Origin of the sequence: Bradyrhizobium uaiense, assembly GCF_010811875.1 — a bacterium.
GTDB lineage: Bacteria > Pseudomonadota > Alphaproteobacteria > Rhizobiales > Xanthobacteraceae > Bradyrhizobium > Bradyrhizobium uaiense.
The window spans coordinates 1-18891 of the sequence record NZ_VKHP01000193.1; the positions used below are offsets into that span (position 1 = coordinate 1).

An 18891-nucleotide genomic window follows, 5' to 3' on the forward strand; every position below is an offset into this window, starting at 1 on the left:
GGACTTTGAATAGCCGTTGGCCTCGATCGGTTGGGGCGGCTGGATCGGCTCCGGCTCGCTCGGCTCCGGTTCGTCCACTTCCGGTTCGACCGCTTCCAGCTCCGGCTCGTTGAGCTCGGCCTGTTCGGTCTCCGGCTCGCCGAAGACCGGTGGTGCGGACCCCGCGAGCAACGCGCAGCTCAGGACGACGTGACGGTTCGCCTCCCCGACCTGCTGGCGAAGGCTGTACATGTTCGGGGACAGCCGCATTCCAAGCAGCACGTCGGGTTCGATCTTGCGCGCCCTGGCGTGGGCTTCCGCGTGATCGAGCAGCGCGGAGAGATTGCGCAGATACGGCACATAGACGCCGACGGATGCTTCGTGGAGCGAGATGGTCACTTTTGCGCCCGCTGTGCTGGCTCGATCGTCTCAACTGGTCTAAATGCTCCGCAACGACATGTCATCGGAATTGACGGAGAAATCGGATGTTTCGCGCGCTGGCCGGCCTTGCCCTCACCTTGCTTCTGTCTGCCGCGCACGCGCAACAGGCGCCATCCCGGCTCGATGAGATCGTCAAGCGTGGCACGCTGCGCGTCGGCATGACCGGCGACTATTTGCCCTTCACGGCGCTCGACAAGGAGACCAAGGCATTCCGCGGCTTCGACGTCGACATGGCGCAATCGCTCGGCAAGGCGCTCGGCGTCAAGGTCGAGTTCGTGCCGACATCGTGGCCGCAGATGATGAAGGATTTCGAGGCCGACGATTTCGACATCGCGATGGGCGGCATCTCCATCACCTTCGACCGGCAGAAGAAGGGTTTGTTCTCGACCCCGATCATGCGCGAGGGCAAGACGCCGATCGCACGCTGCGCCGACAACGGCAAGTTCGACACGCTCGCCGAGATCGACAGGCCCGGCACCCGCGTCATCGTCAATCCCGGCGGCACCAATGAGCGTTTTGCGCGCGCCAATGTGAAGGCCGCCGACATCCGCGTCTTCAACGACAACACCAGGATCTTCGACGAGATCGCCAAGGGCGACGCGGACCTGATGATGACCGACGCGTCCGAGACGCGCTATCAGCAGAAGATGCATCCCGGCGTGCTCTGCGCCGTGCATCCCGACAAGCCGTTCGACTTCGCCGAGAAGGCCTACTGGATGCAGCGCGACGTCGGATTGAAGGCGTTCGTCGACCAGTGGCTTCACATCGCGCACGAGGATGGCAGCTACGCGAAGATCTACGCGGCATGGTTCGAATAGCCCGGGTCAAACACGCGTGCGCATAAATTGATGCGCGCGGCCTGAAACCAGACCGCGATCCAGTGATTTGAACCTAAGCCGCGGGGACCCAGACTCATGCTCTGACCGTGATCTGGGGCACATTCAGCGGGGCCGTCACCACATAGCCTTGCGAACGGGGTTCCCTGCACTGGAGGTCGAGATGAAGAAGCTTCTGGCGATCGCCTCGCTTGTGCTGGCGAGCACGGCCGCAGCGCAGGCGCAATACACGTTCGATTACGGCGGCCGCACCATTCGCATCGATCCCGACCGCGGAACGGTTTCGATCCCCGGTGTCTACGACAATACCGGTCGCCACACCAAGCGCGCCAAGAGCAAGGACGCCGCGCAGAAGTTCGAGACGGCTCCGAAGGAAGCGAAGACCAATTCCCAGGCAACGCCCGCTCCAGCGGCCGTTGATCAGGCCACTGCCCCGGCAGCGCCGGCGCCGCCACCAACTCCGACAGAGCCGGCCAACACGAGCGTCGCGGCGCCACCATCGGCAGCGACCGCGCCGCCACCACCACCACCACCACCACCGGCGCCACCAGCTGTGCAGCAAAGCGCCGCGCCGGCGGCTGTGCCCGCGGCAGCGCCGACTGTTGGTGCCGCCCCGCCGAACGCTGCTGCACCCAAGCCGGTTGCGGTCGCCGTGCAAGCTGCCAATTCGCCGCTGGGCGTCTGGCTCACCGAAGAGAAGGAAGGCAAGGTCCGCATCGAGCAATGCGGCGCTAATCTCTGCGGCTACTCGGTCGACAAGAAATCGAACGCCAACGGCGAGCAGGTTCTGATCAACATGAAGCCCGGCAAGGACAAATGGAGCGGCCGCATCTTCGATCCGAACAGCGGCAGCACCTACGACTCAACAATCGCGATGAAGAGCCCGGACACGCTGCGCGTTCAGGGCTGTGCGTTCGGCGGCATGTTCTGCGGCGGCCAGACCTGGACGCGGGTGAATTGATCGTCGCCGCGAAAAGTAAAAGCCCCGCTCTAGAGCGGGGCTTTTCTTCGTTAGGCTCGCAGCGGCGGCTCAACCGAGCTTGCCGTTGTATTCCTCGTCGGTGACGTGCTCCATCCAGGTCGAATAGACGCCGTCGAGTGCTTCCTGCATGGCGATGTGGGTCATGCTGTTATCCGGCGAGGCGCCGTGCCAGTGCTTCTCGTTCGGCGGAATCCAGACGACGTCGCCGGGGCGGATTTCCCGGATCGGCCCGCCCTTGGCCTGCACGCGGCCGATCCCGGAGATCACGTAGAGCGTCTGCCCGAGCGGATGGGTGTGCCAGGCGGTGCGCGCGCCGGGCTCGAACGACACGCGCGAGGCGTTCAGCCGCGCCGGCGCCGGCGCCATGTTGATCGGGTCCTGCAGCACGCTGCCGGTGAAGTTCTCCTTCGGCGCGCGACGGGTCGGCCGCGAGCCGGAAACGTGGATATCCATGGGGTTACCTCGCTCTCTTGACGTTATTTCTTGGTTGCGGCGTAACGCGCCTTGGTCTCGGCGTTCATCGGATAGAGGCCGGGTAGCTGGGCGCCATTGTTCACCTCGTTGACGATCCAGGCTTCCATCCGCTCCTGCTCGGGTCCCTCGGCCAGCACGTGGTCGAGGAAGGCCTGCGGGATCAGCACCGCGCCGTCCTGGTCGGCCACGACAACGTCATTCGGAAACACGGCAACGCCGCCGCATCCGATCGGTTCGCCCCAGCCGACGAAGGTCAGGCCGGCGACCGACGGCGGCGCCGCGTAGCCGTCGCACCAGACCGGCAGGCCGGTGCCGAGCACACCCTCGAGGTCACGCACCACGCCATCGGTGATCAGCGCCGTCACCCCGCGCTTGACCATGCGCGCGCAGAGGATGTCGCCGAAAATGCCTGCATCGGTGATGCCCATGGCATCGACCACGGCGATGCAGCCCGCCGGCATCGCCTCGATCGCGGTACGGGTCGAGATCGGCGACGACCAGGATTCCGGCGTCGCCAGGTCCTCGCGGGCCGGCACGAAGCGCAACGTGAAGGCGGGTCCGACCAGCCGCTTCTGCCCAGGCTTCAGCGGCTTGGTGCCGCGCATCCAGATGTTGCGCAGGCCCTTCTTGAGCAGGACGGTGGTGATGGTGGCGGTGGACACGTGCGACAGCGTCGCGATCGCCTCGGTGGACAGTGACATCTGGAAAGCTTGCTCCGATGGGAGGAAAAGACCGGCGCATGTTGCCGGGCGAAGGCGCTGCGTCAAGGGCTGCGCGAAAATGCTGCGATCATCTAAATTTATCGCCGGCATGCCGATTAATTTATTGAAGTTACTGCATCATTTTGCACGAAGCGAATTCCGTTTTGGATCGAAACACGCTAGCTTGATGGCCGACGAAGCCCGCTTGATCCAATGGCCGAACCCTTAAGTCCTCCCCGCCTTTTGCCGAGTGGCGACAGCGCCATCACGGTGGAATTCAGCCGCACCATCGACGACGCCGCCAACCGGCGCGTGCTGGCACTCGACCTCGTGATTGCGGCCGAGCCGATCGCCGGCATCACCGAGACCGTGCCAACCTACCGCTCGCTGCTGGTGCATTACGATCCCGTGCAGATCGGCTTCGATGCGCTCGGCGAGCAACTGCTCGCGCGCGCCGCCAAGGCGCCGCCGACCGAGACCGGAACGCGGCGCTGGCGCATTCCCGTCGCCTATGGCGGCGAGCACGGCATCGATCTCGAGGACGTCGCGAAGGCGCTCGGAACCACTCCGGATGAGATCGTGGCACGCCACGTCGCCGGCGACTATCGCGTCGCCATGATCGGCTTCACGCCGGGCTGGTCCTATCTCAGCGGGCTGGAGACGTTCCTGCACATGCCCCGGCGCAAGGACCCGCGGCTCCTGACCCCCGCCGGCACGATCTCGATCGGCGGCATCCAGACCGGCGTGCAATGCCTGGCCGGCCCGAGCGGCTGGCACCTGCTCGGCCGCACCCCGGTGAGAACCTACCAATTGCATCGCGATCCGACCTTCCTGCTGGAGCCGGGCGACGCCATCACCTTCACGGCGGTCGATGCCAAGACCTTTGCGGAACAGGACCGCGCCGCCGATGCCGGCGAGTTCGTCGCAGAACTGGTGCGACCATGAGCAAGCTCGTCGTCACCTCGATCGGCCCGGCAAGCTCGGTGCAGGACGGCGGGCGTCCGGGCTCGCAGCGCTATGGCCTGGTGCCGAGCGGCGCGATGGATCGGCTGTCGCTGGCGGCGGCCAACACGCTGGTCGGCAATGAGCTGCTTGCCGCCGCAGTCGAGATCGGCCCGTTCGGCGCCAGCTTCACCGCGCGTGGCGGCGCGGTGCGGGTCGGGCTCGCCGGCGCCTCACGGAATGCGGATATCGGCGGCCGGCCGGTCGCCTTCGATAGTTCGGCGACGCTCTCCGAAGGCGAGACGCTCAATCTCGGCTTTGCCCGCGGCGGCTCGTTCAGCTATCTCGCGATCGAGCACGGCATCGAGGGCGAACCGATGTTCGGAAGCCTCGCGGTCAACGCCCGCGCCGGGCTCGGCAGCCCCTACCCGCGGCCGCTGCAAAGCGGCGACGAGTTGAAGACGCAGGCCGCGAGCGGCATAGCCGAGCGCTGCATCGAATTGCCGGCCTCAACCGATGCGCCGATCCGGATCGTGTTCGGCCCGCAGGACGACGAGTTCGCCGATGAAAGCAAGAGGCTGCTCACCGACAGCGAGTGGAAGATCTCGGCCACCAGCGACCGCATGGGCTACCGCCTCGAAGGTTCTGTCATCAAGCACCTCGACGGCCACAACATCGTCTCCGACGGCACCGTGAACGGCAGCATCCAGGTGCCGGGCAACGGCCAGCCGATCGTGCTGATGCCGGACCGCGGCACCAGCGGCGGCTATCCGAAGATCGCGACCGTGATCACGGCGGATTTCGGCCGCTTCGCGCAGATCTCCGCCGGCCGGCCGTTCCGTTTCAAGGCGGTGACGATCGCCGAAGCGCAAGCCGAGGCGATCAAGTTTCACGCGCTGCTGCGTTCCTTGCCCGATCGTCTCCGCGGCATCGAGGATTTTGGCCTCAACATCGAAGCGCTGAGGGATGCTAACGTTGCAGGCCAGGCCGTCAGCGCCATCGACGCCGTGACCTGGCAGGTCGCGGTACCCTAGAGCATGATCCGGAAAAGTGTGAAGCGGTTTTCCGAAAAGATCATGCTCAAACAAAAGAGCCAACAGCAACAAACGGATCGATCGTCATGACCTCAACCATCGACCTCAATTGCGATCTCGGCGAAAGTTTTGGGCCCTGGGAAATGGGCAATGACGCCGCGATGATCGAGCTTGCGACTTCGGTCAACGTCGCCTGCGGTTACCATGCCGGCGACGCCGACATCATGCGCAAGACGGTCGAGCTCGCGAAGGCGCGCGGCGTCAGCGTCGGCGCCCATCCCGGCTACCGCGATCTGCACGGCTTTGGCCGCCGCCCGGTGCCCGGGCTGACCTCGTCGGAGATCGAGAATCTCGTCGCCTACCAGATCGGCGCACTGCAGGCGATCGCGACTGCGGCCGGCCACAAGGTGACCCATGTGAAGGCGCATGGCGCGCTGTCCAACGTCGCCTGCCAGGACGACATGACGGCCAAGGCGATCGCCAATGCGATCAAGGCCGTCGATCGCAATCTCATCTTCGTGGTGCTCGCCAACTCGAAACTGGTCCGCGCGGGTGAGGCCGCCAATCTGCGGATGGCGCATGAAGTGTTTGCCGACCGTGCCTACGAGGACGACGGCAATCTGGTGTCGCGCAAGAAGCCCGGCGCGGTGCTGCACGATCCCAAGGCGATCGCCGAGCGCGTGGTGCGGATGGTGCAGGACGGCGCGGTCGTCTCGGTCACGGGCAAGGTGATCAAGATGCAGACCGATACCGTCTGCATCCATGGCGACACACATGGCGCCGTCGAGATCGCGCGCGGCCTGCGCGAGGCGCTGAAGCAGGCTGGCATTACGGTTGCGCCGTTCAAGACTGCGCACTGAGCAGCGAACGCATCTCATCAGCAAGGGCCGGCCGCCGCGCCGGCCCTTTAGATTCCGTTAAGAACCTTCTTAAACCCAAACTTGCCGTTTGATTGCTAGGTGCAGCTTCCGAGCCTTTGATTGTCCTCTCAGGAAATTGGGTACGAAAGCATGTTCCGCACCAGCCTCTCCCTTGCCATTGCCGCGGTTGCTACGGCCGCCTTCACCAGCGCAGCGTCCGCTGGCTGCTACAGCTGCTATACGCCGCCGCCCCAGCCCTGCACGACCTGCTATCAGGTGCAGACCGTGCCGCCGCAATATCGCACGGTGCAGGAAACCGTGATGGTGTCGCCGGGCCGCGTCATCGCGCATCGCACGCCGGCGCAGTATCGTACCGTGATGGTGCCGAAGACCGTGATGGTCGCGCCCGAAGGCGTCGACTATGAGCGCATCCCGCCGCAATACGCCACCCAGGAGCGCACCCAGATGGTCTCGCCGGGCTATTCCTACTACGCACCTGTTCAGCAGACCTGCAGCACCTGCGGCGGCGGTTACGGCTACGGTTACGGCTACGGGTATGGTCGCGGCTACGGCTATTGATCTATCAGGATCCATCCAACACAAAGCCGCCGCCTGGGGACATCAGGCGGCGGCTTTGCAGTTCTCTCAGGGCCTCAGAACGGGTGGACGGACAGCGTGCCGAACACGATGGCCGCAATCACCGCAAACGCGCTGTACAGCGCCGCAGTCTGAATTCCGGTCCCGGACTTCCTTGAAACTTGTCGCGCGTAAAAGTGCAGGCGGGCTTCCGCCGATAGCTCGCGCATGGTCGATCTCCAACGCCCCATTCTCGGGCATATGGAATATCGTTCGCGGCGCAATTCAAGCGGGTGGCAAAAATAGCGACGCCACGCCCTCGGGGAACCCGGTTCCCAGAGGAATTTTCTTCCTCGCGGGTTCGTCCGAGAATCTTATTCGTCGCAATTCGAGGCGTCGGGAACTTGTACCAATCCCACAACAACCGAAAATCTCGAAAACAACCCCATGCAAAGTAGCCCGAGGTGGATATCAGGCGCGTGGCCGCTGCCGCATTCAGGGCTTCCAGCGCCGGATCTTGAACGCCGCCAGATGGCCCGGAACGTCGGCCGGATCGAACGGGGGGCCTGCGAACGCGCCGATGGCGTGGGAGGTGCCTGCCGGGTGGCCTGACGCGGCGTCGTAGAGGTCTGGCCGGAACACGGCCATGGCAGCCTTCAACGCCTCCGGCCGGTATGGCGTCTGGCCCCAGCGAACCATCTGCGCGTAGAGCCAGGCCGCCTGCCCCGGGTCCGGCCGCGCGGCTGCCTCGCGCCCGACCAGCAAATAGCGATTGCTCTCGCGCATCGTGCCGTCGGGCGAGATCTTCAGCCGGCCATCGAGCGTGCGCTGGATGACGCTGGCATCGACGCCGAGCCGCTCCGGCTGCGCCAGCATCCGCGCCACCTCGGGCCGGTTCTCCGGCTGCTCGATGAAGTCAGCGGCGCGCAGATGCGCACGGACCAGCGCCGCGACGACATCGGGATGCTTCTCCGACCAGCTCTGGCGTACCGCCAGCACCTTCTCGACCGCGCTGAGCAGGATGTCGGAGACGAAGTGCAGGATGTGGCCGATGCCGAGATCGACCGCGATCGAATTCCAGGGCGCGCCGACGCAGAACGCGTCGACATGACCGTTGGCGAGACTGTCCACCATGTAGGGCGGCGGCAGCACCACGAGCTGCACATCCTCGTCCGGATCGACGCCGCCGGCAGCCATCCAGAACCGCAATTGATAATTGTGGGTCGAGAACGGGAAGGTCATGCCGAAGGTCAACGGCTCCGCCCCGCTCTTGCGCCGCTTCGCCACCACGCGGGCCAGCGCCTGCGAGGTCGCCATCGGATCGAACCGGTCGCCGTCGATCTCCGTCATCAGCGCTGTGTGCAGCGCCGGCGATACCGTGATGGCGTTGCCGTTGAGCCCGAGATTGAAGGGTGCTGCGATCGGCACCTTGACGTGGCCGAGCCCGAGGTGTGATGCGATCGCCACCGGCGCCAGCAGATGCGCGGCGTCGAACAGGCCGATGTTGAGCTTGTCGCGTACATTCGACCACGACACCTCGCGCACCAGCGTGATGTCGAGGCCCTCAGTCGCTGCAAATCCCTTGTCGACGGCGACGATCAATGCGGCGGCGTCGACCAGCGGAATGAACCCAACGTGCAAGGGTGTGGTCATTTCAACAACTCCGACGCCGTCAGGATCGATTGCGCGATCTCGCCGATCTTCTTCTTCTCGCGCATCGCGGTCGAGCGCATCAGCACGTAGGCCTCCTCCTCGGTCAGCCCCTTCACCTTCATCAGGATGCCCTTGGCGCGGTCGATCACCTTGCGCTCCTCCAGCGCATGCTTGGTGCGGTCGAGCTCGTCCTGCAATTTGGAAAAGGCGTTGAAGCGCGAGACGCAGAGATCGAGGATCGGCTTCATCCGTTCCTTCTTGAGCCCATCGACGATGTAGGCGGAGACGCCGGCCTCCACCGAAGCCTGGATCGAGGCGGCGTCGCTCTGGTCGACGAACATCGCGATCGGCCGGCGCACGGCACGGCTGACCTGGAACATCTGTTCCAGCACGTCGCGGCTGGGGTTCTCGAGGTCGATGACGATGATCTCGGGGTCGAGCGCATAGATCCGCGAGAGCAGGCTCTGCATCTCGCTGATATGGACGACGTCCGTGTACCCGGCCTCCCGCAGTCCCTCCTCCAGGATGGCCGCGCGGATCGGGCTCTCGTCGACGATGACGATCTTGGGAGACGATTCTGCGCTCATCGACAACTCTTAAGCCCCGGCAACCGCATCCATATCATGCCGGAAGGCCCGGGAAAGGGTTGTAATTCTCGGCAATTGGGACTAGCTCCTGCCCATCAATCAGGCAGATTTGGGACGATATGCAAGAGGCCGCCGCGCCGAAAGTGAGCTTCGTGTCCTTGGGTTGCCCCAAGGCGCTGGTCGATTCCGAGCGCATCATCACCCGGTTGCGTGCGGAGGGCTATGAGCTGGCGCGCAAGCATGATGGTGCCGACATCGTCATCGTCAACACCTGCGGCTTCCTCGACAGCGCCAAGCAGGAATCGCTCGCCGCGATCGGCGAGGCGATGGCCGAGAACGGCAAGGTCATCGTCACCGGCTGCATGGGCGCCGAACCGGAGCAGATCGAGAGCGCCTATCCCGGCGTGCTCTCGATCACGGGCCCGCAGCAATATGAGAGCGTGCTGGATGCCGTGCATCGCGCGCTGCCGCCGGCGCACAACCCGCATCTCGACCTGGTGCCGCCGCAGGGCGTCAAGCTGACGCCGCGCCACTACGCTTATTTGAAGATTTCCGAAGGCTGCAACAACCGCTGCAGCTTCTGCATCATTCCGAAGCTGCGCGGCGACCTGGTGTCGCGGCCGGCCAACGACGTGCTGCGCGAAGCCGAGAAGCTGGTGAAGGCCGGCGTCAAGGAACTGCTCGTCATCTCGCAGGACACGTCGGCCTACGGCGTCGACCTGAAATACGCCGAGAGCCCCTGGCAGGATCGCAGCGTGCGCGCGAAATTCTTCGACCTCGCCAAGGAGCTCGGCGAGCTCGGCGCCTGGGTGCGGCTGCAATATGTCTACCCCTACCCGCATGTCGACGAGGTCATCGGCCTGATGACCGAGGGCAAGGTGCTGCCCTATCTCGACATCCCGTTCCAGCACGCGAGCCCCGACGTGCTGCGCGCGATGAAGCGGCCGGCCGCACAGGAGAAGACGCTGGCGCGGATCCAGAAGTGGCGCGAGCAGTGCCCCGAGCTGACGCTGCGCTCGACCTTCATCGTCGGCTTCCCCGGCGAGACCGATGCCGACTTCGCCTACCTGCTCGACTGGCTGGATGAAGCCGGGATCGATCGCCTCGGCTGCTTCAAATACGAGCCGGTCGCCGGCGCCACGTCGAACGCGATTGCCAATGCCGTGCCCGACGAGGTCAAGCAGGAGCGCTGGAACGCGCTTATGGCGCGGCAGCAGAAGATCTCGGCCCGGCGCCTGAAGCGCAAGGTCGGCACCCGCCAGCAGGTCATCATCGACGAGGTCGGTCCGACGGTGGCGAAGGGCCGGTCGAAGGCCGATGCGCCCGAGATCGACGGCGCCGTCTATCTCACCAGCCGCCGCCCGCTCAAGGTCGGCGAGATCGTCACCGCCAAGATCGAGCGCTCCGACGAATACGACCTGCACGGCAGCGTCGCGGGATTCTGACGCGAATACGCTGCTGCACTCGGCCGTGTACTCATAAACCGGCGGCGAAGTCCGCTTCGCTCCGATACCGACCTCTTTGCGCAAGCGCAGCAAATGTCGCGATGGGCCAACAACAGACATGGATGTCGATAGCGGAATCATCGCGGGGAGGACGCGGCCCACGACGGTTATTTTCTTGAAACCGCGAAACCGGGCTCGCGTAGCTGGACAGTTTGAGGGATAGCAGAAAACCCTGGCTTTGGCGTCAATCTTCGTTTCCAACCAGAATCGCCAACGTGATCTCGCCATCGGTAATGTAGTGATTGACGCGTTCAGCGAGAAGATTTTCCCCGGCCTGATAGACTTTCACCGCTTGGATGGTTCGAATCCTCTTCAACTCACCGATAATATGATCGCGCTCTGCATTCGTATCCGAATCTGTGGCGTGGGTGATTTGAAATGAAAGACGAGTGAGGGATAGGCCGGTGTCCCTGGTGCCAGCTCCTATCCAAAGAACGCATTCGTTTTCCGGCGGGCGTTCGGTGTTTAGCCAGAAATCTGCTGTTCCCCAAGTTGCCTGGGCACGCGTTTGACTCAAGGCCCAGAACCTTACGTGGTGGCGCTTCCGCGGGCTGTTATCGATCGCCTTTTGAAAACCGATGTCCTGGCCCCGCCCGAAAAGATAGAGGGTGCTGAACGGGGCGGTGGGGTATGGAGTATTGAGCACAAAGGCTCGGACCATGCCCCATGAACTGGCTAGACTAAGCCGATCTGCCTCCGACCAGCCGAGCGCTGCGAAGGCCCCGCGAAGCTGCTGGAGCGTACCGACGAGCACGACGTTCACGGGATCTCCAGGCAGTCCGTCGCCCGTAATCGTGTAACTCGGCACACGTTTGCTTTGCAGAATCTTCAAGCCCATCCGAATCGCACGTGGCAGAACGAGATATGCGGCGATTCCGTAGGTGGCACTGACTGCCAGGATCCAAGGTAGCCTGCGGTCCGCAGTTTCAAAAACAACGAAGACAATCAACCAAACACAGAAGATTCCCAATCCAAAGATGAGCAAACGCTGCACAAGAAGCTTGAGCAATCTCATCTTGCACGGCCTCGTTGAAATCCCGTCGGTCCAACAGTTGAGGATTTGGCAGGTCTTCGACGCCAGTGGTTAGGCTCCGTCAATAAGATTGCGGATATAGGCTGTCAGCGCCGAACTTGGCTCGCACCGCCAATCAGGAAAGCGGATTGAGCCGATCAGGTCACGCAACGGCCAGGCTGCAGGAGCCTTGCGACTTCCGTGAGCGTGCTGACCATGGGCTCGCAGGCGACTGTCGGCTTACGGCTCTGATTCCACAGCGGCGTCTTGGTGATACGGGCTTGCGCAGACGGAACACGGATCAGGACCGATGTATCGGCTTGATCGTTCAAGCGCACAGAAACCGTTTTCGTCTGGACTGCGAACGGCTTAGGGGCAGCAAGGTGATCTGCCTTGCCGGCTCGGTTGACGATCTGACCTGGCTGCTCAGAGCCCGCGTGCCAGCGGTCGCCGAGGTCGTGACCTGAAGCGAATTGCACGGCGCCGATCGTCAATGCAGTCGCGAGAGCGACTAAAAAACCTTTGCGAATCTGTGACATGCCCTTGTTCCGCGCCCCACGGCGATCGTTGTTCTTTTTGCAGTTCCCCTTTGCCCATCGCTTCCAAGGCTGTTTTTAACCGCCCGATTGTTTCACCATGCCTTCGTGAAGGCCGGAAAATGGTTTCATCCCGGCAGATTTTGTTTCGTCGCCCCTCGAACACTACTCGGCGGCGGGTATTCCAGAGGAAGCGGCGACTGTTGGCTGAGGGCCGCAATGGTCGCGCGTGACGCGCCGCCTGCACGTCATCGGTCACGTCGAAATTGGCCGGAAGGTCTCTTTCGATCAGCAGCTTGATCACGGCGCCACCTCCAGGATTGCCTCGTCGCAGCCTAGAGTACTTTCAGTTCTGATTGAATCAGAACCGAAGGCTCTAGATTCTTGTGTTGACACGTTTTCTTCACGCGAACCGGCGTCCACTTCGCTCGAAAACGCTCTCGCACGCTCCGCGAGCCGATTGCGTGCGGTATCACCTCCCGCTTGACACCGCCGCCCCTTCGGCTGTATGGGCCTGCGCCATGAAGCTGAACCGGACCCACCGCCGCGCCATCTGCCGTCGTCGCACCCGCGACGATGCTGGGCTGCGCCGTGTCCGACGCCATCGCTGATTAGCTAAATCAGCCAGGGTTTTCGAGAAGGCCGCGCCCCCAAAGCGCGGCCTTCTCGCTTTTCGGCCTGTCCCCCATTCCCCACACCGACCCCAGAGGAGATCGACATGATAGACGCTACCCAACCGTTCGACGCGCTGATGGACATCACCGCCCGCCCGCAGGTTGTGTTCGTGCGCGGCGCGGGCTCGTACCTCTGGGACGCCAACCGCAACCGCTATCTCGATTTCGTGCAGGGCTGGGCCGTCAACGCCCTCGGCCATTCGCCGCCGGCCGTGGCCGACGCGCTGGCCGCGCAGGCCAGACGGCTGCTGACGCCAAGCCCTGCGTTCTACAACGAGCCGAGCCTGAAGCTGGCAAAGGCGCTGGTCGACAAGAGCTGCTTCGACCAGGTGTTCTTCGCCAACTCCGGCGCGGAGGCCAACGAAGGCGCGATCAAGCTCGCACGGAAATACGGAGCCAAGTACAAGAACGGTGCGCACGAGATCATCACCTTCGAGGGCGGCTTCCACGGACGCACGCTCGCGACCATGTCGGCCTCGGGCAAGAAGGCGTTCGAGCCGTTGTTCGAGCCGAAGGTCTCGGGCTTCCGGAAAGCGCGGCTGAACGACATCGAGTCGGTGCGGAAGTTGATCTCGCCATCGACGGTCGCGGTGATGCTGGAGCCGATCCAGGGCGAAGCCGGCGTCTGGCCCGCGACCGATGAATTCCTGAGGGAGTTGCGGGCGCTGACCCAGCAGCGCGGCCTACTGCTGATCGTCGACGAGATCCAGACCGGCATGGGCCGGACCGGAAAGCTGTTCGGCTATGAGCATGCCGGAATCGAGCCCGACATCATGACGCTCGGCAAGGGCATCGGCGGCGGCGTGCCGCTGGCGGCGCTGCTCGCGACCGAGCATGCCTCGTGCTTCGATCACGGCGATCAGGGCGGCACCTTCAACGGCAATCCGTTGATGTGCGCCGCGGGCCTCGCCGTGCTCGATCAGATCGGCCAGCCCGATTTCCTGAAATCGGTCGCCGACACCGGGCAGCTGCTCGAGCGCGAATTGCAGCGGCTGTCGGCGCGGCATGGGCTCGGCGAGATCAGGGGCCGCGGCCTGTTGCTCGCGCTCGACCTCAAGATGCCGATCGGCGCTGCTGTGGTTGCCGAGGCGTTTGCGGCCGGCGTGCTGGTCAACTCGCCGCGGCCGGACACGCTACGCTTCATGCCGGCGCTCAACGTCACGCGGGAGGAAATCTCGGCGATGATCGATTGCCTGGATACGGTGCTGACGAAGGTCGGCGCGGCCAGGCGGGTGGCGTAACGGCCACCGCAACGTCATTGCGAGGAGCTCGCGACAAAATTGCAAAGCAATTTTGCGCTGAAGCGACGAAGCAATCCATCGGTCCGCATATGCGGAGGCAATGGATTGCTTCGCTTCGCTCGCAATGACGTTGCATTACGGCCTGAGAATCGCCGCGCCTGTCGTCGCCCGGCTCTCCAGATCGATATGCGCCTTCGCCACGTCCTTCAGCGCATAGGCGTGGTTGATCGGCACGTGCAGCTTGCCGTTGATCACGGCCGCGAACAGCGTGTCGGCGCCTTCGAGCAATTCCTTGCGGGTGCCGACATAGTCGTTGAGCTTGGGCCGTGTCGCGAACAGCGAGCCGTGGTTGTTGAGCTCGGCGAGCGGGAACGGCGGCACCGGGCCCGACGCATTGCCAAACGAGACGAACAGGCCGCGCGGCCGCAGGCAGGACAGCGATCCCGGGAACGTGGTCTTGCCGACGCCGTCATAAACCACATCGCAGAGTTCGCCGCGGCTGATCTGCTTGACGCGTTCGACGAAGTTTTCCTCATTGTAGAGGATAACGTGGTCGCAGCCGTTGGCGAGCGCGAGATCGGCCTTCGCCTTCGAGCCGACGGTGCCGATGACATGCGCGCCGAGCGCCCGCGCCCATTGGCAGGCCAGCAGCCCGATGCCGCCGGCCGCAGCATGGATCAGCACGCGATGGCCCTGCTCGACCTTGAAGGTCTTGTGCAAGAGGTACCAGACCGTGAGCCCCTTGAGCATCAGCACGGCGCCCTGCTCGTAGGTGATGTGGTCGGGTAGCTTGACGAGCTTGTCGGCCGGGATGACGCGCTCGGACGCATATCCGCCGAGGTTGTAGTAGTAGGCGACGCGATCGCCGGGGTGGAAATTGGTCACCCCCGGACCGACAGCCAGAACCTCGCCCGCGGCCTCGTTGCCGGCGATGAACGGCAGGCCCGGCGCCTTGTAGAGGCCGGTGCGGAAATAGACGTCGATGAAGTTCAGCCCGACCGCGTGCTGGCGGATACGAACCTCGCCGTTCCCCGGCGGGCCGACCTCGACGTCCTCATAGGTCAGGACTTCCGGGCCCCCAACCTTGTGCACGCGCACAGCCTTGGTCATGTCGTCGCTCCCCTCAAATATCAGCGCCAGCCAAGCGAATGCCAACGGCGCTGGCTTGTCAACCAAGCGGGCCGGAACCGTAGACTAGATGCATGATCTTTTCGGAAAACCGCTTCGCACTTTTCCGGATCATGCCTACCGCGCCGGCTTCCTGCGGTTGCGCTTGGCCATGACGTTGAATGCCTCGACGGCGGCCGAGAACGCGATGGCGAAGTAGATGTAGCCGCGCGGAATGTGGAATTTGAAGCCGTCGGCCACCAGCGCCACGCCGATCAGCACCAGGAAGGCCAGCGCCAGCATCTTGGTGGTCGGATGCTCCGCCACGAACCGCGCCACCGGCCCCGACGAGATGTACATGATCGCGCAGGCGATCACGACCGCTGCGATCATGATCTCGATGTCCTGCGCCATGCCGATCGCGGTGATGATCGAATCCAGCGAGAACACCAGGTCGATGATGATGATCTGCACGATCACCCAGAAGAACGCGCTGGCGTTCGGCTTGTCGGCGGCCTCCCCCTCACGCGCCTCGACCTCGCCGTGGATCTCATGGGTCGCCTTGGCGATCAGGAACAGGCCGCCGCCGATCAGGATGATGTCGCGCCAGGACAGTGAGATGTCCTGAACAACGATCACCGGCTGGGTCAGCCCGATCAGCCAGACCAGGATCGACAGCAACAGGATGCGGAACACCAGCGCCAGCAGCAGGCCGATCTGCCGCGCGCGGTTGGCCTGCGGTTGCGGGATCCGCGAGACGATCACCGAGAGGAAGATGACGTTGTCGATGCCGAGCACGATCTCGAGCGCAGTCAGGGTCAACAGCGCAGCCCAGGCTTCCGGGCTGGTGATCAATTGCATCATGCTCTGAAGGCTTTCATCCGGCGGATCACGGTGTCGCTGCCGACGATGTAGACGGCGATGGCGCAGAGACCGAAGGTGATCGAGGGAGCGACCACGAAATCATTGGCGAGCGTGTACGCGCCGAGCACCGCCCAGGCGAAAAGCAGCCACAGCGTCAGCCAGCGCAGCCGCACCACGCGGAACGGGTGCAGCACGTGGAACGGCGCGAAGGTCAGCACGATCAGGGCCGCGACCACGATGGTCGACAGCACCGGCGGCAGATGCAGCAGGAACAGATAGAACGCCGCCGCATTCCACAGCGCCGGAAAGCCGCGGAAATGGTTGTCGTCGGCCTTCATGCGGCGGTCGGCGAAATACAGGGCGCTGGAGACCACGATGCCGATGCCGAGGATCGGCGCAGCCAGCGGCAGCAACATGCCGCTCGCGGTGATCGCATAGGCCGGCACGAATACGTAGGTGACGAAATCGACCACCAGGTCGAGCACCTCGCCCGACCAGTTCGGCTGCAACCGCACCACGTCGAGCCGGCGCGCCAGCGGGCCGTCGATCCCGTCGATGATCAGCGCGACCCCGAGCCAGGCGAACATGTTGGCCCAGTGCTCGCGCACGGCTTCGAGCATTGCCAGCAGCGCGACGCCGGCGCCGAGTGCCGTGAAAATATGAACGGAGAATGCGGCGGTCCGCATCCGTTCTGGCAACGCATCCGGCTGGCTCGAGTGCTCCATCGGCCGAAGTGCTATCAGGAATCGGCCCCCTTTGCATATGCAGTCTTGCGGCGTTCCGCCGCGCAAGGCGTTGGAAACTCTTGGTGGTTACCGATGGCTTGAAAATCGGGCCAGGCATGTCAAATGTCCTGATATGACCGACAGCTCGCAGGATTATGACGTTATCGTAATAGGCGGCGGCCCGGCCGGATTGACGGCTGCCATTGCGCTTGCCGACGCCGGCGCGCGGACCGCGCTGCTGGCGCGCCGCGCGCCCTATGCCGACAACCGGACCACCGCGCTGCTCGGCGCCTCGACCGATATCCTGGAGCGGCTCGACGTCTGGCGGCGCTGCAGCGACAAGGCGGCGGCGCTCAAGACCATGCGCCTCGTCGATGACACTGGCCGCCTGATCCGCGCACCCGAGGTGCGGTTCACGTCGGACGAAATCGGGCGCGAGCAGTTCGGCTTCAACATCGACAATCGCTCGCTGGTCGCAGCGCTCGAGGACCGTGCGGGCGAGATGGCCGCGCTGACGCGGTTCGACGACGAGGCCGCCTCGGTGCAGCCTGATGATGCCGATGTCACGGTGGTGACGCGGCAAGGCCAGTCGCTCAAGGCCCGGCTCGTGGTCGGCGCCGACGGGCGTAATTCACTGTCCCGCGAGGCCGCCGGCATCGAGGTGACAAGCCGCGCGCTCGGGCAATCCGCCCTCACCTTCAACATCACCCACAGCCGCCCGCACAACAACATCTCGACCGAGTTTCACACCGAGCACGGCCCTTGCGTGTTCGTGCCGCTCGCCGGCAACAGGAGCAGTGTGGTCTGGGTCTCCTCGCCCAAGGAGGCCGAGCGGCTCAAGGCACTCAGCGACGAGGAATTGTCCGTCGCGGCCGAACGGCAGTCGCATTCGATCGTCGGCCGCGTCGAGGTCCAGGGCGGCCGTCACGTGTTTCCGCTGGCGATCGAGCGGCCCCGGCAGTTTGCAAAAGACCGGATCGCGCTGGTCGGGGAATCCGCCCATGTGCTGCCGCCGATCGGCGCGCAGGGCCTCAATATGGGGCTGCGCGACGCCGCCGATATCGCCGAGATCACGGGCCAGGCGATCGGCCGCGGCGAGGATCCCGGCGCGCCAAGCGTGCTGTCGCGCTACCAGGCGGCGCGGCGTCCCGACGTTGCCAGCAGGACCTGGGCGATCGACATCGCCAACCGCTCGCTGCTCAGCGATTTCCTGGGCGTGCAGACCGCGCGTGCCGCCGGCCTGCACCTGCTCGGCGCATTCGGCCCGCTGCGGCGGCTGGCGATGCGCGAGGGCCTTGCGCCGTCATGGCGGCGCTGAGCCTGATGCTCACTTAGGGAAACACCAGCCGTCCGCTCTGGATGAACCACATCACGCTGGTCAGCGTGACCACCGAGGCGAAGGTGCCGATCAGCACCGCGACCGAGGCCGGCTCGATCCAGGTGTCGTTCTGCCGGGCGATCACGAACACGTTGAGCGCCGGCGGCAGCGAGGCCATCAGCACCGCGGTCGCGGCCCAGGGCTGCGCGAACGGCCCGAACAGCAGCATCAGTCCGAACGCCAGCAGCGGGTGGATCAGGAGCTTGATCGCAACCACGCCCGGCACCTCCCACGGCACCCGCTCGAACGGCCGCAGCGCCACGGTGACGCCGAGCGCGAACAGTGCCATCGGCGCGGCGGCGTTCTGCAGGAACTGGATGGTGCGGTCGAGCGCGACCGGCAACGGGATGTGAAACGCGGCGACCAGCGCGCCGAACACCGCCGACATGATCAGCGGGTTCTGCACGATCTGCCGCAGCACCACGCCGAATGCGTGCAGCAGCGAGGGATGGTCGCGGTCGGTGAGCTCGATCAGCAGCGGCACGATCGAGAACAGGAAGATGCTGTCGCAGCAGAAGATCAGCGCGGTCGGCGCCGCGGCCTTGGTGCCGAGCACGGCGAGCGCCAGCCCAGGCCCCATATAGCCGATATTGCCGTAGGCACCCGACAGGCCCGCCAGCGTTGCCTCGCGCAGCGTCAAGCCCCCCATCAGCTTGCCCGCGACCATCGCCAGGAAGAATGCGATCACGGTTCCGAGCGTGGTGGCGATCAGGAATGGCGGGTTGTTCAGCTCCGCAAACGGGGTCTTGGACATGATCCCGAACAGCAGCGCCGGCAACGAAAC

22 protein-coding genes are annotated in these 18891 nt (G+C 64.4%); 9 read left to right on the forward strand and 13 right to left on the reverse strand.

Going from position 1 to position 18891, the window contains the following annotated elements:
• Nucleotides 1–378, reverse strand: a 378-nt coding sequence (locus FNJ47_RS33925; protein ID WP_163160267.1) for a DUF1993 family protein, incomplete at its 3' end; no start/stop codon positions are given.
• 86 nt (nucleotides 379–464) lie between these two features.
• Between FNJ47_RS33925 and FNJ47_RS33930 the strand changes: the two genes are divergently transcribed.
• Nucleotides 465–1238, forward strand: a complete 774-nt coding sequence (locus FNJ47_RS33930; RefSeq protein ID WP_163160268.1) for a transporter substrate-binding domain-containing protein — start codon at nucleotides 465–467, stop codon at nucleotides 1236–1238.
• A 181-nt stretch (nucleotides 1239–1419) separates the two neighbouring features.
• Nucleotides 1420–2217: a DUF2147 domain-containing protein gene (locus FNJ47_RS33935; RefSeq protein WP_163160269.1), complete on the forward strand. Its 798-nt coding sequence runs from the start codon at nucleotides 1420–1422 to the stop codon at nucleotides 2215–2217.
• Between the two features lie 69 nt (nucleotides 2218–2286).
• On the opposite strand, the gene FNJ47_RS33940 is transcribed toward FNJ47_RS33935, so the two are convergent.
• Nucleotides 2287–2691, reverse strand: coding sequence for a (R)-mandelonitrile lyase (locus FNJ47_RS33940; protein WP_092114437.1), 405 nt, complete (start codon nucleotides 2689–2691; stop codon nucleotides 2287–2289).
• 23 nt (nucleotides 2692–2714) lie between these two features.
• Nucleotides 2715–3413 (reverse strand): ribonuclease activity regulator RraA, encoded by a 699-nt coding sequence (locus FNJ47_RS33945; protein WP_095734524.1) that lies wholly within the window; start codon nucleotides 3411–3413, stop codon nucleotides 2715–2717.
• A gap of 213 nt (nucleotides 3414–3626) precedes the next feature.
• Here FNJ47_RS33945 and pxpB point away from each other — a divergent pair, with 213 nt between their 5' ends.
• From pxpB to FNJ47_RS33965, 4 genes are all read left to right on the forward strand, one after another.
• On the forward strand, nucleotides 3627–4358 hold the full coding sequence (gene pxpB / locus FNJ47_RS33950; protein ID WP_163160270.1) for a 5-oxoprolinase subunit PxpB: 732 nt from the start codon (nucleotides 3627–3629) through the stop codon (nucleotides 4356–4358).
• Nucleotides 4355–5389 carry a 5-oxoprolinase subunit C family protein gene (locus FNJ47_RS33955; RefSeq protein ID WP_163160271.1) on the forward strand — a complete coding sequence of 345 codons (1035 nt, stop codon included), beginning with the start codon at nucleotides 4355–4357 and terminating at the stop codon, nucleotides 5387–5389. Before pxpB ends, FNJ47_RS33955 begins: the two co-directional genes overlap by 4 nt.
• Before the next feature lie 86 nt (nucleotides 5390–5475).
• Nucleotides 5476–6249: a LamB/YcsF family protein gene (locus FNJ47_RS33960; protein ID WP_163160272.1), complete on the forward strand. Its 774-nt coding sequence runs from the start codon at nucleotides 5476–5478 to the stop codon at nucleotides 6247–6249.
• A gap of 150 nt (nucleotides 6250–6399) precedes the next feature.
• Nucleotides 6400–6828 carry a hypothetical protein gene (locus FNJ47_RS33965; protein ID WP_163160273.1) on the forward strand — a complete coding sequence of 143 codons (429 nt, stop codon included), beginning with the start codon at nucleotides 6400–6402 and terminating at the stop codon, nucleotides 6826–6828.
• A gap of 74 nt (nucleotides 6829–6902) precedes the next feature.
• Here the strand turns inward: FNJ47_RS33965 and FNJ47_RS49990 are convergent, their stop codons facing one another.
• The 3 genes from FNJ47_RS49990 to FNJ47_RS33975 form a co-directional block, all read right to left on the reverse strand.
• Nucleotides 6903–7055 (reverse strand): hypothetical protein, encoded by a 153-nt coding sequence (locus FNJ47_RS49990; RefSeq protein ID WP_165445988.1) that lies wholly within the window; start codon nucleotides 7053–7055, stop codon nucleotides 6903–6905.
• Nucleotides 7056–7320: 265 nt separating this feature from the next.
• Entirely contained in the window at nucleotides 7321–8478 is a 1158-nt protein-coding gene (locus tag FNJ47_RS33970; RefSeq protein WP_163160274.1) for a CmpA/NrtA family ABC transporter substrate-binding protein, read from the reverse strand.
• Entirely contained in the window at nucleotides 8475–9065 is a 591-nt protein-coding gene (locus FNJ47_RS33975) for an ANTAR domain-containing response regulator (RefSeq protein ID WP_018271619.1), read from the reverse strand. Before FNJ47_RS33975 ends, FNJ47_RS33970 begins: the two co-directional genes overlap by 4 nt.
• A gap of 119 nt (nucleotides 9066–9184) precedes the next feature.
• On the opposite strand from FNJ47_RS33975, the gene rimO reads away from it, so the two are divergent.
• Nucleotides 9185–10510 carry a 30S ribosomal protein S12 methylthiotransferase RimO gene (gene rimO / locus FNJ47_RS33980; protein ID WP_163160275.1) on the forward strand — a complete coding sequence of 442 codons (1326 nt, stop codon included), beginning with the start codon at nucleotides 9185–9187 and terminating at the stop codon, nucleotides 10508–10510.
• A 244-nt stretch (nucleotides 10511–10754) separates the two neighbouring features.
• Here the strand turns inward: rimO and FNJ47_RS33985 are convergent, their stop codons facing one another.
• The 3 genes from FNJ47_RS33985 to FNJ47_RS33990 form a co-directional block, all read right to left on the reverse strand.
• Nucleotides 10755–11585 (reverse strand): LssY C-terminal domain-containing protein, encoded by an 831-nt coding sequence (locus tag FNJ47_RS33985; protein WP_163160276.1) that lies wholly within the window; start codon nucleotides 11583–11585, stop codon nucleotides 10755–10757.
• 155 nt (nucleotides 11586–11740) lie between these two features.
• Nucleotides 11741–12121, reverse strand: coding sequence for a hypothetical protein (locus tag FNJ47_RS51690; protein ID WP_165445989.1), 381 nt, complete (start codon nucleotides 12119–12121; stop codon nucleotides 11741–11743).
• A complete protein-coding gene (locus FNJ47_RS33990; RefSeq protein WP_163160277.1) occupies nucleotides 12009–12422 on the reverse strand; it encodes a hypothetical protein in 414 nt (137 codons plus the stop codon). Before FNJ47_RS33990 ends, FNJ47_RS51690 begins: the two co-directional genes overlap by 113 nt.
• A gap of 414 nt (nucleotides 12423–12836) precedes the next feature.
• Between FNJ47_RS33990 and FNJ47_RS33995 the strand changes: the two genes are divergently transcribed.
• Nucleotides 12837–14033: an acetylornithine transaminase gene (locus FNJ47_RS33995; protein ID WP_163160278.1), complete on the forward strand. Its 1197-nt coding sequence runs from the start codon at nucleotides 12837–12839 to the stop codon at nucleotides 14031–14033.
• Between the two features lie 135 nt (nucleotides 14034–14168).
• Here the strand turns inward: FNJ47_RS33995 and FNJ47_RS34000 are convergent, their stop codons facing one another.
• The 3 genes from FNJ47_RS34000 to pcsA form a co-directional block, all read right to left on the reverse strand.
• Nucleotides 14169–15143, reverse strand: coding sequence for a quinone oxidoreductase family protein (locus FNJ47_RS34000; protein WP_163160279.1), 975 nt, complete (start codon nucleotides 15141–15143; stop codon nucleotides 14169–14171).
• 135 nt (nucleotides 15144–15278) lie between these two features.
• Entirely contained in the window at nucleotides 15279–16004 is a 726-nt protein-coding gene (locus FNJ47_RS34005; protein WP_163160280.1) for a TerC family protein, read from the reverse strand.
• Entirely contained in the window at nucleotides 16001–16729 is a 729-nt protein-coding gene (gene pcsA, locus FNJ47_RS34010) for a phosphatidylcholine synthase (protein WP_163160281.1), read from the reverse strand. Before pcsA ends, FNJ47_RS34005 begins: the two co-directional genes overlap by 4 nt.
• 133 nt (nucleotides 16730–16862) lie before the next feature.
• Here pcsA and FNJ47_RS34015 point away from each other — a divergent pair, with 133 nt between their 5' ends.
• Entirely contained in the window at nucleotides 16863–18047 is a 1185-nt protein-coding gene (locus FNJ47_RS34015; RefSeq protein WP_163160282.1) for a UbiH/UbiF family hydroxylase, read from the forward strand.
• 13 nt (nucleotides 18048–18060) lie between these two features.
• On the opposite strand, the gene FNJ47_RS34020 is transcribed toward FNJ47_RS34015, so the two are convergent.
• A partial coding sequence (locus FNJ47_RS34020) for an AEC family transporter (RefSeq protein ID WP_163160283.1) occupies nucleotides 18061–18891 on the reverse strand: 831 nt, incomplete at its 5' end.